The following is a 15,691-nucleotide window of genomic DNA, read 5'->3' as shown; positions in this document are numbered from 1 at the left end:
CGTCCCGCGCCGGACGCCCTCTCCGAGCCGGACCCTCTCCCCGAGCCGGGCCGGCCCGAACCCTCCGTACGCACGCCTCACTTGGCGCGACGGCGCCGCCCTCCCCGTACCACCGTCGGCGTCCCGCCCCCGGACGCCGGCCGGTCGGCGGAGACGACCAGGGCCGCGAGCGCCGTGGTGACCGGAACGGACGCCACCAGACCGATCGACCCGACCAGGGTCCGGACGATCTCCTCGGCGACCAGCTCGCTGTTGGCCACCGTCCCCATGCTGCTCTGGGCGATGGAGAAGAGCAGCAGCAGCGGCAGGGCGGCACCCGCGTAGGCGAGCACCAGCGTGTTGACGACCGAGGCGATGTGGTCGCGGCCGATCCGGATCCCGGCCCGGTACAGGCCGCGCGGCCCCATGCCCGGATCGGCCTGGTGCAGCTCCCAGACCGCCGAGGTCTGGGTCACCGTCACGTCGTCGAGCACGCCGAGCGAGCCGATGATGATCCCGGCGAGCAGCAGACCGGACATGTCGATCTCCGGGTACAGGCCGTGGATCAGTCCGGTGTAGTCGTCGGTGTTGCCGCTGAGCGAGGTCCAGCCGATGAAGAGCGAGCCCAGCAGACCGATCAGCAGCAGCGAGATCAGCGTGCCGAGCACGGCGACCGAGGTGCGGGCCGAGAGGCCGTGGCACATGTAGAGCGCGAGCAGCATGATCGCGCTCGACCCGACCACCGCCACGACCAGCGGGTTCGACCCCTCCAGGATCGCCGGCAGGATGAAGTACGTCAGTACGAGGAAGCTCACGGCGAGTGCGACGAGCGCCATGAGACCGCGCATCCGGCCGACCACCACGACCGCGACGGCGAAGATGCCGGCGAGCAGCGCCATCGGCACCTTGCGGTTCACATCGACCACCGAATACTGCAGGTCACGCGGGGCGTCGGGGGCGTACGCCACCACCACGCCCTGCCCCTCGTCCAGTTGACGCGGTGCGTCCGGCTGGACGATCTCGACGAACCTGCGCCCCTTGTCCGGGCCGGTGGTGACCTCGACCGTCGCCTTCTCGCATTCCCCGCCGGGGGCCTTGGCCGCCTTGTCGCCGGTCGGCGAGACCTGGGAGGCGTTCACGTCCTTGCAGTCGACGTGCTCGACGGAGACGACCTCGCCCTGCTGGGTCTGCCGGTCGAAGCCGACGCCTGTGCGCTCGTGCGCCGGGGCGCCGCCCGGCCACAGGACCGCGAGCCCGACGACGACGGCGGCGGCGAAGGGGATCAGGACCGCGGCGATGACCTTGCGCAGATGCCGCGAGACGGGGGCGGCTGGCCCGTGGCTGTGACTGTGGCCGTGCCCGCCGCCGTGCCCATGACCGTGCTCGCCGCCGTGTCCATGGCCATGTCCTGGTGCGTGTCCTGGATCGGGGGCGTAGCCCTGTGGCCGGGGGGTCTGCTGAGGGGTCTGCTGGGGGGAGGTCACCGGCCGATCATCGCAAGAACGGCGGGGGCCCACTGTTCAGCACGCCCGGGAGGACGCTAGCGTGGGTGGCACCTTTGCACACGCGGGAGCTCGGAGCACCGGGCTGAGAGGGCGCTGATCACCGTACGCACGTACGGGAGGAGGCTGCGCCGACCGCCGAACCTGTTACCGGGTAATGCCGGCGTAGGGAGATCGGTCTCATGACCATTCAGGATGCACGCACGCCTGCCTCCGACCAGAACGACGGCCAGGGCGAGCGCACGCCGGGCTGGCACAAGGGGTACGTCCAGGGCTCGCGCCCCGACCTCCGGGTGTCCGTCCGCCAGGTGCACCTCACCAACGGCAAGGACGTGACGCTGTACGACACGTCCGGCCCGTACACCGACCCCGCCATCGACACCGATGTCCGGCGGGGCCTTCCGCCGCTGCGCGAGAACTGGATCATCGCGCGCGGCGACACCGAGGAGTACGCGGGCCGCCCGGTCCGCCCCGAGGACGACGGCATCAAGCACACCTCGCCGCGCGGCGGCGGGCTGAAGAACCTCGACGCCGTGTTCCCCGGCCGCCCCCGGCTGCCGCGCCGCGGCCGCACCGGCCAGGCCGTGACCCAGCTCGCGTACGCCCGCCGGGGCGAGATCACCCCGGAGATGGAGTACGTCGCGATCCGCGAGAACGTCTCCCCCGAGGTCGTACGGGAGGAGATCGCCGCGGGCCGCGCCGTGCTGCCGGCGAACGTGAACCACCCGGAGAGCGAGCCGATGATCATCGGCAAGCGGTTCCTGGTGAAGGTCAACGCCAACATCGGCAACTCCGCCGTCACCTCCTCCATCGAGGAGGAGGTGGAGAAGATGACCTGGGCGACCAAGTGGGGCGCCGACACGGTCATGGACCTGTCCACCGGCCGCAACATCCACACCACCCGCGAGTGGGTGCTGCGCAACTCCCCCGTGCCGATCGGCACCGTGCCGCTCTACCAGGCCCTGGAGAAGGTCGACGGCAAGGCCGAGGAGCTGACCTGGGAGATCTACAAGGACACGGTCATCGAGCAGGCCGAGCAGGGCGTCGACTACATGACCGTGCACGCCGGCGTGCTCCTGCCGTACGTGCCGCTCACCGCGCGCCGCAAGACCGGCATCGTCTCGCGCGGCGGCTCGATCATGGCCGCCTGGTGCCTCGCGCACCACCAGGAGAACTTCCTCTACACGAACTTCGAGGAGCTCTGCGAGATCCTCGCGGCGTACGACGTCACGTACTCGCTCGGCGACGGCCTGCGTCCCGGCTCGATCGCGGACGCCAACGACGAGGCACAGTTCGCGGAGCTGCGCACGCTCGGCGAGCTGAACACGATCGCCAAGCGGCACGACGTGCAGACGATGATCGAGGGCCCGGGGCACGTCCCGATGCACAAGATCAAGGAGAACATCGACCTCCAGCAGGAGATCTGCGAGGAGGCGCCGTTCTACACGCTCGGCCCGCTGACCACGGACGTCGCGCCCGCGTACGACCACATCACCTCGGGCATCGGCGCGGCGATGATCGCCTGGTGGGGCACGGCGATGCTCTGCTACGTCACGCCCAAGGAGCACCTGGGCCTGCCGAACAAGGACGACGTGAAGACGGGCGTCATCACGTACAAGATCGCGGCGCACGCGGCGGACCTCGCCAAGGGGCACCCGGGCGCGCAGGAGTGGGACGACGCGCTCTCGGACGCGCGGTTCGAGTTCCGCTGGGAGGACCAGTTCAACCTGGCCATGGACCCCGTCACGGCCCGCGAGTTCCACGACGAGACGCTGCCGGCCGAGCCCGCGAAGACCGCGCACTTCTGCTCGATGTGCGGTCCGAAGTTCTGCTCGATGAAGATCAGCCGGAGCATCACCGAGCAGTTCGGCGGCGAGGACCCGCAGGCCGGCGAGGAAGAGGCCCGGGCGGGGATGCTGGCCAAGTCGGCCGAGTTCGCCGCGCAGGGCAACCGGCTCTACCTGCCGCTGGCGGACTGATCCCCTGACGTCGGGGTGTCCCCCGGAGCGTGCGGCCTGGCCGAGCGCGTCCGGGGGTGCCGCGGCCGCAGGCTGCCTAGCCGAGCGCGTCCGGGGGTGCCCGCGGCGGCGTGCGGCCTAGCCGAGTGCTTCCGGGGGTGCCGCGGCGGCGAGGGCGTCGCGGAGGAAGGGAACGATGCCCCGTTCCAGGAGGGCGTGGCGCCAGGCCTCGCGGGCGCGGGTGAGTTCGTCGTCGAGGGGCGGGGCCTCCGCGGGTGCGTTGCGGAGGGCGGTCACGAGGAGCCCGACGCCCGCGGAGAGCAGGCCGGCCGCGGCCAGGGCGGCGAAGACGAGCCCTGCCGTCAGCAGCGTCCCGCCGAACACCACGCTCGGGGCGAGGGCGTGCAGAACGCCTCCGACCAGCAGGAATATCGCGGCGGCCGTGCCCGCGAGGACGGGCACCATCACGGTGACGATGGCGACGACACCGGCGCCCGTGCCGGGTTCCGCCCGGGGGGTACGGGCCCCGAAGGCGGCACGGTTCTGCTCGCGGACCTTCACGAAGTGGTCGTACTCGCTCGCCGCGGCGGTGGTGACGAGCGCTGTCGCGTTCAGCGTCATGGCACGCAGCTGGGCGATCGTCAGCCTCGTTCCTGCTCCGGCGAGTTCCGGACGTGCGTGGGCGGTGCTCAGTGCGTCGTCGAGGAGCCGCTCGTACTCGGCGCGGTCCTCGGTCAGCAGGTGCGGAGCCACGTTCATGTGCATCCCCCGATGCTCCGTGGGCCGCCAGGATCAGCCGTCGGAAAAGCTCGGCTGGGCGGAAACGGAGGAGAGCCTGCTACGGATGACCCGATGGTATTGCGGTGACGCCACAGCCTGACAGGGTGTTTCCGGAAATCGACTTCCCCGGATGCGCAGGGTTATGCGTCAGCCGTTCAGCGGGAGTTGGACGACCAGTAGCTTTCCGGCCATGGTCACTCCGCCGTCCATGGCGATCGCGAGACCGTCCGCGTACACGTGCGGTCCGTCGACGACCGGGCCCGAACTGTCCTCGCCGTCCTCCGTGCCGACCTGGCCGAGGAGGTACGGGATGGGGCTGTGGCCGTGCACGATCCGGCTGCCGCCGTACGTGGAGAGCAGCTCCTGGACGGCCTGCGGGCCGCCCTCGTCGCGGAACGCGAAGCGCCTGGTGAACTTCCGGAAGAGGTCCCAAACCTCGTCGGCGTCGTTCCGGGTGAGGATCTCGTGGACCGTGTCGTTGACGTCCGCGATCGTCTGGCCGTACTCCAGGTACGCGGTGGTGTCCGAGTGCAGGAGGAGGTGGTCGTCCTCGCTCACCACGGCGTCGAGCCGGGACATCCACTGGAGGTGGACGTCCTGGAGCCGGTCCATGTCGTGCTTCTGGCCGCCGTTGAGCAGCCAGGCGGCCTGGAAGGTGGCGGTGCCCGCGCCGGAGTTGACGGGGGTGTCGCCGAAGCGCTTGGCGCCGATCAGCAGCAGCTCGTGGTTGCCCATGAGGGCCTTGCAGTAGCCGCCTGCCGCGGCGGCCTCGGCGGAGAGGCGCATGACGAGGTCGATGACGCCGATGCCGTCGGGGCCGCGGTCGGTGAAGTCGCCGAGGAACCAGAGCCGGGCGTTGCCCGCGGCCCAGCCGCCGTTCTCGTCGATGAGGCCCTGGGCGCGGAGGGCGGCGAGGAGCTCGTCGAGGTAGCCGTGGACGTCGCCGACGACGTACAGCGGGCCGGGTCCGTCGCCGTTCGCGGGCTCCGGGGCGGGGGCCGGCTCGGGGGTGACGGGGACCTGGACGGTGTCGCCGCGCTTGATGACCGGGAGGTCGCGCTCGGTCGGGGTGTACCCCTCGGGCGGCTCCCCCTCGGGGAAGGCGTTGCCGGGATGCCCGGTGGCGACGGAGACGATCGAGGACCCGGTCGTGGCGGTGGTGTACCCGGGTGCGAGCCGCTGACCCAGGAGGATCGTCGGGTCGGCGGGCATGGGAGCGGGGGCCTGCGGCGGGGCGGGCGCGGGGGCCTGGGGCGCGGCGGGGGATGCGGGTGCCGGTGCCTGGGGCGCGGCGGCCCGGAGCGGTGCGGCGGCGGGCGCGGGTGCCGGTGCCTGCGGGGCGGCGGCGGGGGCCTGCGGCGGGGCGGGGGGCGCGGATGCCTGCGGCGCGGCGGGGGGCGCTGCCGGGAAGGACTCGGCCGCGAGGGCTGCGGTCGGGGCGGCCGTGAGTGGCGGTGTCTGGAGCGGCGGTGCCTGGAGCGGCGCGGCCTCGGTCGGTGGTGCCGGCATCGGGACGGCCTCGACCGGCGAAGGGGCGACCGGCGGGAGGTGCTCGGCGGGTGCCGGGTGCTCGGTCGATGCCGGCTGTGCGACGGGGGCGGTGTGCTCGGCACGTGCCAGGGGCGCGGCGAGGACCGGGTGCTCGGCCCTTGCCGGCGGTGCCGCCAGGACCGGGTGCTCGGCCGGTGCCGGGTCGGTGGCGGGGGCCAAGTGTTCGGTGGGGGAGCGGAGCTCCGTGGGTGGGACGTGTTCGTCGGGGGCGTGCTCGCCCCTCGGCGGTTCGGCGGCGTGGCCCTGTACGGGCACGCGGGCGTACGGAGGTACGCGGAAGTCGCGCAATGTCGCCGTGCGCACCACGGGCTCCTGCCCGGCCCCCTGAGTCATCGACCCCTCCACCACCGTCGCGACGCCCTGCACATCGCGGACCGGCCTGGTCGGAGTGGTCCGCGGTGTCGTCCGCCCATCATAGGAATGAGGGCCCTTCCGTGTGACGCACCAGGGTGGTGAATCCGGGTCCACTCCGGGTTCACCGGTTGTTTCGCCCGAATTGAGAAGGTCCGGTCCAGGGTCGAAGCAGGTGCGGTGACCGGTTTCGCCGTCCCTGCCCTCGGGCAGGGACGGGGACGGCGGGTCGGACGGAGGCGGTTCAGTCCTTGGCGGGTGAGCGCGGCGGGCTGACCGTGGTGCGGGGCGAACGCCGCTGCGAGGAGGTGCGGACGATCAGTTCGGTCGGTATCACCTGCTCGACCGGTCCGTCGGTGTCGATCCCCTCGATGGCGTCGATGAGGAGCTGGACGACGGCCGTGCCGATCCGGCGCGGTTTGAGCGAGAGGGTCGTGATGGGCGGTTCGGTGGTGGCGTAGACGGTCGACTCGCTGCAGCAGACCAGCAGCAGGTCGTCCGGGACGCGCAGTCCGTAGCGGCGGGCGGCCGCGAGGAGGTCGGTTCCGTTGGGGTCGAAGAGGCCGTACACGGCGTCGGGCCGGTCCGGGCGGGCGAGCAGCCGGTCGGCCGCGACGGCGCCCGCGCACGGGTCGTGCGCCGGATAGGCCTCGTAGACGGGGTCCTGGCCCACCCGCTCGCACCAGTTGAGGTACGCGGTGGTGGACAGGCGGGTGTACGTGTCGGTGGTGGTTCCGGTGAGGAGGCCGATCCGGCGGGCGCCGGCGTCGGCGAGGTGGTCGAGCAGGTCGAGGACGGCGGCTTCGTGGTCGTTGTCGACCCAGGCGGTGACCGGAAGGGTGCCGGCGGGGCGTCCGTCGGAGACGACGGGCAGGCCCTGGCGGACCAGTTCGGTGACGACCGGGTCGTGGTCGGAGGGGTCGATGACGACGGTGCCGTCGAGGGCGACGTTCGACCAGACGTCATGGCGGGAGGTGGCGGGGAGGATGACCAGGGCGTAGCCCCGGGCGAGTGCCGCCGATGTGGCTGCTCTGGCCATCTCCGCGAAGTACGCGAATTCGGTGAAGGTGAAAGGTTCATCCCCGTACGTGGTCACGGTCAGGCCGATGAGTCCCGACTTGCCGGTACGGAGCGTGCGGGCCGCCGCGGATGGGCGGTAGCCCAGCCTGTCGGCGACCTCGCGGACGTGGCGGCGGGTGGCGTCCGGGAGTCGGCCCTTGCCGTTGAGCGCGTCGGAGACAGTCGTGATGGAGACCCCGGCGGCGGCGGCCACGTCCCGGATGCCTGCCCGGCCCTGCCGGCTTCCCCGGGTCTGTGCCCGGCTCACCTGGTGCTTCCCTGCTGCTGTCATGGCGAGCCGATAGTAGGGCGATGAGGGGTCGTCGGGACGGCCGCATATGCAGGCGTTGACAGGCACGTTTCTGCATGATCGAGAAGGGTCAAAGGGTAGTGAATCAAAGGTAGTTAGGGCCGTTCGCGTGTGATCTATGGTCATCGAACGGCGTAGGCCTGGCGAGGGGGCGAGGTCTCGAAGAGGTCTCAACTCACCTCTACGGGGGATGCGCGCCACGGCGCCCGCCACCGGCGCACGCCACCCGCCCGCGCGCTCCCCCTCGGCCGGGCCGGGAGCGGGGGCCGTATCCACAGCGTGTTCCTCCTGTTGTCCACAACCCATTCGCAGCGGGGGCGAATCCTCTTAAGGTGAGGAGTATTGGCGGTACGTACGGTCGAGGAGGCCACACTGTGAGCGAGACCAGCGGGACGAGCACCGGCAGCCCCAAGCTGCGCGCCGAGCTGGACGGCGTCCCCACCTACAAGCCGGGCAAGCCGGCCGCCGCGGGCGGTCCCGTGGCCTTCAAGCTGTCCTCCAACGAGAACCCCTACCCGCCGCTGCCGGGGGTCATGGAGAGCACCCTCGCCGCCGCCGCGAACTTCAACCGCTACCCCGACATGGCCTGCTCCGGCCTGACGGAGGAGCTGGCGAACCGGTTCGGCGTGCCCGTCTCCCACATCGCCACCGGCACCGGCTCGGTCGGCGTCGCCCAGTCGCTGCTCCAGGCCACCTCGGGCCCGGGCGACGAGGTGATCTACGCCTGGCGCTCCTTCGAGGCGTACCCGATCATCACGCAGATCAGCGGGGCCACCTCCGTGCAGGTGCCGCTGACCGAGGGCGAGGTGCACGACCTCGACGCGATGGCCGAGGCGATCACCGACCGGACCCGGCTGATCTTCGTCTGCAACCCCAACAACCCCACGGGCACCGCGGTGCGCCGCGCGGAGCTGGAGCGCTTCCTGGACCGGGTGCCCTCCGACGTCCTGGTCGTGCTCGACGAGGCGTACAAGGAGTTCGTCCGCGACCGCGAGATCCCGGACGGCATCGAGCTCTACCGCGACCGGCCCAACGTCGCCGTGCTGCGCACCTTCTCCAAGGCGTACGGCCTGGCGGGGCTGCGGGTCGGCTTCGCGGTCGCCCACGAGCCGGTGGCGGCGGCGCTGCGCAAGACGGCGGTGCCGTTCGGCGTGAGCCAGCTGGCGCAGGACGCGGCGGTGGCCTCGCTGCGCGCCGAGGACGAACTGCTCGGGCGCGTCGGCTCGCTGGTGGCGGAGCGCGAGCGGGTCCACGCGGGGCTCGTGGCCCAGGGCTGGACCGTGCCGGACGCCCAGGCGAACTTCGTCTGGCTGCGGCTCGGCGAGCGGACCATGGACTTCGCGGCGGAGTGCGAGCGGCACGGCGTGATCGTGCGGCCGTTCGCGGGCGAGGGCGTGCGCGTCACGATCGGTGAGTGCGAGGCCAACGACCTGTTCCTGAAGGCGGCGGAGGGCTTCCGCAAGGACGGCTGATCAGCCGCCGACGAGCTCCACGCGGATCGGGTCGCCGTCCCTGACGGTGGCCAGGATCCGCGGGTCGCCGTCGAGCGCGCCCAGCAGGTTGCAGGGGCTCGCGAGCCGGCACTCGTCCCCGCGCGAGATCGGGGTGGGCCCGTAGGGGAGGGCGAGCGCGTCGCCGTCCGTCCAGAAGGCCACCGTGCCCGGGTCCACGACCTGACGCGCGCCGTCCTCGGCGGGGACGGAGACCGGAGTGTCGAAGTAGACCTCCTCGCCCCAGGTCCGGGCGGTGGAGGAGATCGGGAGAACCCCCGCGAGCGCCTTGCTCGTGGGGGTTTCGTCGAGAGTGGCCGTGGTGTGTCCGGCCGGCCAGGAGATGCGTATCCGAAGGGTCATGGCCCGGATTCAACAATATGTTGAAGGCCTTGGGAAGATGTGACCTTCGGTACAGGACCCCGCCCTACGGTACGGATTTCGTATGAGCCATAATGCTTGTGAATGTGAACGCGTTCACAAGCGTGTCCCGTTCCTCCCGAAACAGGTGGGACTAAAGGGGCAAACTGCCGACGTGACCACGCGATGTAAGGAGAAGACGTCGTGGACCTAGCTCTGGCGCCAGAGACTCTGGCGCGCTGGCAGTTCGGCATCACCACCGTCTACCACTTCCTCTTCGTCCCCCTGACGATCTCCCTCGCCGCGCTCACGGCCGGGCTCCAGACCGCCTGGGTGCGCACGGAGAAGGAGAAGTACCTCAGGGCGACGAAGTTCTGGGGCAAGCTCTTCCTGATCAACATCGCCATGGGTGTGGTCACCGGAATCGTGCAGGAGTTCCAGTTCGGCATGAACTGGTCCGATTACTCCCGGTTCGTCGGCGACATCTTCGGTGCCCCGCTCGCCTTCGAGGCGCTCATCGCCTTCTTCTTCGAGTCGACCTTCATCGGTCTGTGGATCTTCGGCTGGGACAAGCTGCCGAAGAAGATCCACCTCGCCTGCATCTGGATGGTGTCGATCGGCACGATCCTCTCCGCGTACTTCATCCTGGCGGCCAACTCCTGGATGCAGCACCCCGTGGGCTACCGCATCAACAAGGAACGCGGCCGGGCGGAGCTCACCGACTTCTGGCACGTGCTCACCCAGAACACGGCGCTCAGCCAGTTCTTCCACACGATGACGGCGGCGTTCCTGGTCGGCGGCGCGTTCATGGTGGGCATCTCCGCCTTCCACCTGGCCCGCAAGAAGCACATCCCGATCATGCGGACCTCGCTGCGGCTCGGCCTGATCACCCTGATCATCGCCGGCATGGGCACCGCCATCAGCGGCGACCTGCTCGGCAAGGTCATGTTCAAGCAGCAGCCGATGAAGATGGCCGCCGCCGAGGCGCTCTGGGACGGCGAGGCGCCCGCACCCTTCTCGGTCTTCGCCTACGGCGACGTCGAGAAGGGCCACAACACGGTCGCCATAGAGATCCCGGGCCTGCTGTCCTTCCTCGCGAACGACGACTTCAGCTCGTACGTCCCGGGCATCAACGACGTCAACAAGGCCGAGCAGGAGAAGTTCGGGCCCGGCGACTACCGGCCCAACATCCCCGTCGCCTACTGGGGCTTCCGCTGGATGATCGGCTTCGGCATGGCCTCGCTGGCCGTCGGCGTGGTCGGTCTCTGGCTGACCCGGAAGAAGTTCATGCTGGCCCCGGGGATGCGGACCGGTGAGGACGAAGTGCCGAACCTGGTCCTGTTCAGGCGGAAGGCGCTCAACCCCCGCCTGGGCAAGTGGTACTGGATCATCGCCCTCTGGACGATGGCGTTCCCGCTGATCGCCAACTCCTGGGGCTGGATCTTCACCGAGATGGGCCGTCAGCCCTGGGTCGTCTACGGCGTGCTGCGCACCCGTGACGCGGTCTCCCCCGGAACCTCCCAGGGCGAGGTCCTCACCTCGATGATCGTCTTCACCGCGCTCTACGCGATTCTCGCCGTCATCGAGGTCAAGCTCCTCGTCAAGTACGTCAAGGCGGGCCCGCCGGAGCTCACCGAGGACGACCTCAACCCGCCCACCAAGATCGGCGGGGACTCCCGTGACCCCGACCGGCCCATGGCCTTCTCGTACTGAGGCTCAGGAGAACGAGGCATGGAACTCCACGACGTCTGGTTCGTCATCATCGCCGTCCTCTGGACCGGCTACTTCTTCCTCGAAGGCTTCGACTTCGGGGTCGGCATCCTGACCAGGCTGCTCGCCCGCGACCGGGCCGAGAAGCGGGTCCTCATCAACACCATCGGACCCGTCTGGGACGGCAACGAGGTGTGGCTGCTCACCGCTGGCGGCGCGACCTTCGCCGCGTTCCCCGAGTGGTACGCGACGCTGTTCTCCGGCTTCTACCTGCCGCTGCTGATCATCCTGGTCTGCCTGATCGTCCGGGGCGTCGCCTTCGAGTACCGGGCCAAGCGGCCCGAGGAGAGCTGGCAGCGCAACTGGGAGCAGGCGATCTTCTGGACCTCGCTGATCCCCGCGTTCCTCTGGGGCGTGGCCTTCGGCAACATCGTCCGGGGCGTGAAGATCGACGGCGACATGGAGTACGTCGGCAACGTCTGGGACCTGCTCAACCCGTACGCGCTCCTCGGCGGCCTGGTCACGCTGACCCTCTTCACCTTCCACGGCGCGGTGTTCGCCTCGCTCAAGACGGTGGGGGACATCCGGACGCGGGCGCGGGCGCTCGCGTTCAAGCTGGGCCTGATCACGGCGGTGCTCGCGCTGGGCTTCCTGATCTGGACCCAGGTCCACGCGGGCGACAGCTGGAGCCTCGCGGCGATGCTGGTCGCCGTGATGGCGCTGGTCGGTGCCATCGCCGCCATCAGGGTGGGGCGCGAGGGCTGGTCGTTCGCGCTGTCGGGACTGACCGTCGCCGCCGCCGTGGCGATGCTCTTCCTGGCGCTCTTCCCGGACGTCATGCCGTCTTCGCTCAACCCCGAGTGGAGCCTCACCGTGACGAACGCGTCGTCGACCCCGTACACGCTCAAGATCATGACCTGGTGCGCGGGCATCGCGACCCCGCTGGTGCTGCTCTACCAGAGCTGGACCTACTGGGTGTTCCGCAAGCGCATCGGTACGCAGCACATCGCCGACGCCCACTAGGGCCGACGCTCACCGCTCACTAGAGGGGCATGTTTCACGTGAAACCGATCGACCCGCGTCTGCTCCGATACGCCAGGGCCACCCGTCTCTTCCTCATCGCGGTGGTCGTGCTCGGCCTCGTCGGGGCGGCGCTGGTCATCGCCCAGGCGATGCTCATCGCCGAGATCGTGGTGGGGGCCTTCCAGAAGGCCCAGTCGGTTTCCGGTCTGACCACCGCTCTGCTGCTGCTCGCCGGAGTGGCGGTGGCGCGGGGGCTCGTCTCCTGGCTGACCGAGCGCGCCGCCCACCGGGCGAGCGCGGCGGTCAAGTCCGAGCTGCGCGGCCGGCTCCTCGGCCGCGCGGCCGCGCTCGGGCCGGGGTGGCTGAGCGGCCAGAAGGCCGGTTCGCTGATCGCCCTCGCCACCCGGGGCGTGGACGCCCTCGACGACTACTTCGCCCGCTATCTGCCGCAGCTGGGTCTCGCGGTGGTCGTGCCGGTGGCGGTCCTTGCCCGGATCGTCACCGAGGACTGGGTCTCGGCGGCGATCATCGTGGTCACGCTGCCGCTCATCCCGGTCTTCATGATCCTCATCGGCTGGTACACCCAGGCCCGGACGGACCGGCAGTGGAAGCTGCTCTCGCGGCTCTCCGGGCACTTCCTGGACGTGGTGTCCGGCCTTCCCACCCTCAAGATCTTCGGCCGGGCGAAGGCCCAGGCCGAGTCGATCCGGGCGATCACCTCGGAGTACCGCGCCGCGACGATGCGCACGCTGAGGATCGCCTTCATCTCCTCCTTCGCCCTGGAGCTGCTCGCGACCCTGTCGGTCGCGCTCGTCGCCGTGACCATCGGCATGCGGCTCGTCCACGGTGAGCTCGATCTCTACACGGGGCTCGTCATCCTGATCCTGGCGCCCGAGGCGTACCTTCCGCTGCGGCAGGTGGGGGCGCAGTACCACGCGGCGGCGGAGGGGCTCGCGGCGGCGGAGGAGATCTTCGAGGTGCTCGAAGCCCCGGTGCGGGGTGCCGGTACGGGGTCCGTGCCGGACTCGGTGCGGCTGGAGCTCGACCGGGTGACCGTGCGCCATGCGGGGCGGTCGGAGCCCTCGTTGGACGCGATGTCGCTGACGGTAGAGCCCGGCGAGACGGTGGCCCTGGTCGGTCCGAGCGGGGCCGGGAAGTCGACGCTGCTCGATGTGGTGCTCGGGTTCGCCGTTCCAGAGGAGGGCGGTTCGGTACGGGTCGGGGGCGTCGACCTCGGGTCGCTGGACCTGGAGGAGTGGCGGTCCCGGATCGCCTGGGTGCCGCAGCGGCCGTACCTCTTCGCGGGGACGGTCGCCGAGAACGTACGGCTCGCCCGGCCGGACGCCTCCGACGAGGCCGTGCGGGACGCCCTGCGGGACGCGGGGGCGGACGGGTTCGTCGCGGGGCTGCCGCGGGGGCTGGACACGGTCCTCGGCGAGGACGGTGCGGGGCTTTCGGCGGGGCAGCGGCAGCGGCTCGCGCTGGCCCGGGCGCTTCTGGCGGACCGGCCGTTGTTGCTGCTCGACGAGCCGACGGCGGCGTTGGACGGTGTCACCGAGGCGGGGGTCGTGGAGGCGGTGCGGCGGCTCGCCGCCGGGCGGACGGTGCTGCTGGTCGTGCATCGGCCGGCGCTGCTCGCCGTCGCGGACCGGGTGGTGACGGTGGGTGGGGCCGGGGTCGGTGCGGGGCCTGTCGGTGCGGAGGCCCCGGGGGTGACCGTCCGGGGTCCTGGGGGCGCCGGGTCCGACGCGGGTGCGGGCGTGTGCCCACCCTCACCCGAGCTCTCGGCTTCGATCGAGCAGGGGGGACTCCCATCGCCCCTGGCGGAACGCCTGCCCACCACCCGGGCGACGGTGCTCGGGCGTGTCCGGAGCATGGCCGGGGCTCTCAAGGGGCGGGTTGCGCTCGCGCTGCTGCTCGGGAGTCTGGCGCTCGGGTCTGCTGTGGGGCTCATGGCTGTGTCCGGGTGGCTCATTTCCCGGGCTTCGGAGCAGCCGCCCGTGCTCTATCTGATGATGGCCGTCACCGCCACGCGCGCCTTCGGGATCGGGCGGGCCGCCTTCCGGTACGCCGAGCGGCTCGTCTCGCACGATGCCGTCCTGCGGATGCTCGCCGACCTGCGCGTCTCCGTCTACCGGCGGCTTGAGCGGATCGCCCCGGCCGGCCTTGGCCGCACCCGGCGCGGTGACCTCCTCGCGCGGCTCGTGCAGGACGTCGACGCGCTCCAGGACTACTGGCTGCGCTGGCTGCTCCCGGTGGGCGCCGCGCTGCTCGTGGGGGTCGGTTCCGTCGGGTTCACCGCCTGGATGCTGCCCGAGGCCGGGGCCGTCCTCGCCGTCGGCCTGCTGGTCGCGGGCGTCGCCGTGCCGGCCGCCGGCGGGGCCCTCGCCCGCCGGGCCGAGCGGCGGCTCGCCCCCGCGCGCGGCACGCTCGCCACCGCCGTGGCCGATCTGCTGCGCGGCTGCGCCGAACTGACCGTCGCCGGTGCGCTCCGGGGCCGGATCGAGCGGGCCAGGGACGCCGACCGCGCCCTGACCTCCATCGCCTCCCGGCAGGCCGCCGCCACCGCGCTCGGCGCCGGACTCTCGGCCCTCGTCTGCGGCCTGACGGTCGCGGCCGCCGCGCTCGTCGGCGTCCAGGCCGTACGGGACGGGCGGCTCGACGGCGTGGCCCTCGCCGTGATCGTCCTGACGCCGCTCGCCGCCTTCGAGGCCGTCACCGGGCTTCCGCTCGCCGTCCAGTACCGGCAGCGGGTCCGGCGCAGCGCCGAGCGGGTCTTCGAGGTGCTCGACGCCCCCGTCCCCGTACAGGAACCGCGGACGCCCGCCGCTCCCCCGGCGAGCCCGTTCCCGCTGGAGCTGGCCGGGCTCTCGGCCCGGCACGCCGGGCAGGAGCGGCTCGCGCTCGACGGGTTCGGGCTCACCCTGGAGGCCGGGCGCCGGGTCGCCGTCGTCGGCGCGTCGGGATCCGGCAAGACCACGCTCGCCCAGGTGCTGCTGCGGTTCCTGGACGCGGAGCACGGCACGTACCGGCTCGGCGGCGTGCCCGCCCGGGAGCTCGACGGCGACGCGGTGCGGCGGCTCGTCGGGCTCTGCGCCCAGGACGCCCATCTCTTCGACAGCTCCGTCCGCGAGAACCTGCGGCTCGCCAAGGTCGGTGCCGACGACGAGGAGCTGCGCGAGGCGCTGCGCCGGGCCCGGCTGCTCGACTGGGTCGACGGACTGCCCGCCGGACTCGACACGCTCGTCGGCGAGCACGGCTCCCGGCTCTCCGGGGGCCAGCGGCAACGGCTCGCGCTCGCCCGGGCCCTCCTCGCCGACTTCCCGGTCCTCGTCCTCGACGAACCCGCCGAGCACCTGGACCTGGCCACCGCCGACGCGCTCACCGACGATCTGCTCCGGGCCACCGAGGGCCGCACCACCGTCCTCATCACCCACCGGCTGCACGGACTCGACGCCGTCGACGAGGTGGTGGTCCTCGACGGGGGCCGGACCGTGCAGCGCGGCCCGTACGCCGAGCTCGCGGAGGCGGACGGCCCGCTGCGCCGGATGCTGGAGCAGGAGCGGGAGACCGGACTGCTCACGGCGGCGGTGGCGAGCGGCTGACTTTTCTCGCCAA

Annotated in this window: 10 protein-coding genes; 5 read left to right on the top strand and 5 right to left on the bottom strand. The window is 71.5% G+C overall.

Annotated features, from left to right (window positions below):
* Nucleotides 1–77: 77 nt before the first annotated feature.
* Nucleotides 78–1,463, bottom strand: a complete 1,386-nt coding sequence (locus ACZ7HT_RS07675) for a YibE/F family protein (RefSeq protein ID WP_471161204.1) — start codon at nt 1,461–1,463, stop codon at nt 78–80.
* A gap of 200 nt (nt 1,464–1,663) precedes the next feature.
* On the opposite strand from ACZ7HT_RS07675, the gene thiC reads away from it, so the two are divergent.
* On the top strand, nt 1,664–3,460 hold the full coding sequence (gene thiC, locus ACZ7HT_RS07670) for a phosphomethylpyrimidine synthase ThiC (RefSeq protein WP_471161201.1): 1,797 nt from the start codon (nt 1,664–1,666) through the stop codon (nt 3,458–3,460).
* Nucleotides 3,461–3,577: 117 nt separating this feature from the next.
* On the opposite strand, the gene ACZ7HT_RS07665 is transcribed toward thiC, so the two are convergent.
* The 3 genes from ACZ7HT_RS07665 to ACZ7HT_RS07655 form a co-directional block, all read right to left on the bottom strand.
* On the bottom strand, nt 3,578–4,204 hold the full coding sequence (locus ACZ7HT_RS07665; RefSeq protein ID WP_471161198.1) for a hypothetical protein: 627 nt from the start codon (nt 4,202–4,204) through the stop codon (nt 3,578–3,580).
* A gap of 162 nt (nt 4,205–4,366) precedes the next feature.
* Entirely contained in the window at nt 4,367–5,431 is a 1,065-nt protein-coding gene (locus ACZ7HT_RS07660) for a metallophosphoesterase (protein ID WP_471162148.1), read from the bottom strand.
* Nucleotides 5,432–6,365: 934 nt separating this feature from the next.
* Nucleotides 6,366–7,472: a LacI family DNA-binding transcriptional regulator gene (locus ACZ7HT_RS07655; RefSeq protein ID WP_041130217.1), complete on the bottom strand. Its 1,107-nt coding sequence runs from the start codon at nt 7,470–7,472 to the stop codon at nt 6,366–6,368.
* A gap of 392 nt (nt 7,473–7,864) precedes the next feature.
* Here ACZ7HT_RS07655 and hisC point away from each other — a divergent pair, with 392 nt between their 5' ends.
* Nucleotides 7,865–8,962, top strand: a complete 1,098-nt coding sequence (gene hisC, locus ACZ7HT_RS07650) for a histidinol-phosphate transaminase (RefSeq protein WP_471161194.1) — start codon at nt 7,865–7,867, stop codon at nt 8,960–8,962.
* Here the strand turns inward: hisC and ACZ7HT_RS07645 are convergent, their stop codons facing one another.
* Nucleotides 8,963–9,343, bottom strand: coding sequence for a cyclophilin-like fold protein (locus ACZ7HT_RS07645; RefSeq protein WP_471161191.1), 381 nt, complete (start codon nt 9,341–9,343; stop codon nt 8,963–8,965). It abuts the gene before it with no gap.
* Nucleotides 9,344–9,544: 201 nt separating this feature from the next.
* Here ACZ7HT_RS07645 and ACZ7HT_RS07640 point away from each other — a divergent pair, with 201 nt between their 5' ends.
* From ACZ7HT_RS07640 to cydD, 3 genes are read left to right on the top strand one after another with little or no spacing between them, the layout of a single operon-like run.
* Nucleotides 9,545–11,053, top strand: a complete 1,509-nt coding sequence (locus ACZ7HT_RS07640; protein ID WP_471161189.1) for a cytochrome ubiquinol oxidase subunit I — start codon at nt 9,545–9,547, stop codon at nt 11,051–11,053.
* An 18-nt stretch (nt 11,054–11,071) separates the two neighbouring features.
* Nucleotides 11,072–12,073, top strand: coding sequence for a cytochrome d ubiquinol oxidase subunit II (cydB, locus tag ACZ7HT_RS07635; protein WP_471161187.1), 1,002 nt, complete (start codon nt 11,072–11,074; stop codon nt 12,071–12,073).
* A 29-nt stretch (nt 12,074–12,102) separates the two neighbouring features.
* Entirely contained in the window at nt 12,103–15,678 is a 3,576-nt protein-coding gene (cydD, locus tag ACZ7HT_RS07630) for a thiol reductant ABC exporter subunit CydD (RefSeq protein ID WP_471161184.1), read from the top strand.
* The last annotated feature ends 13 nt before the right edge of the window (nt 15,679–15,691 follow it).

This window comes from Streptomyces sp. NPDC037410, from assembly GCF_055602235.1.
The sequence above is the reverse complement of the archived record's forward strand: the minus strand, read 5'-3'. Positions and strand labels throughout refer to the sequence as shown.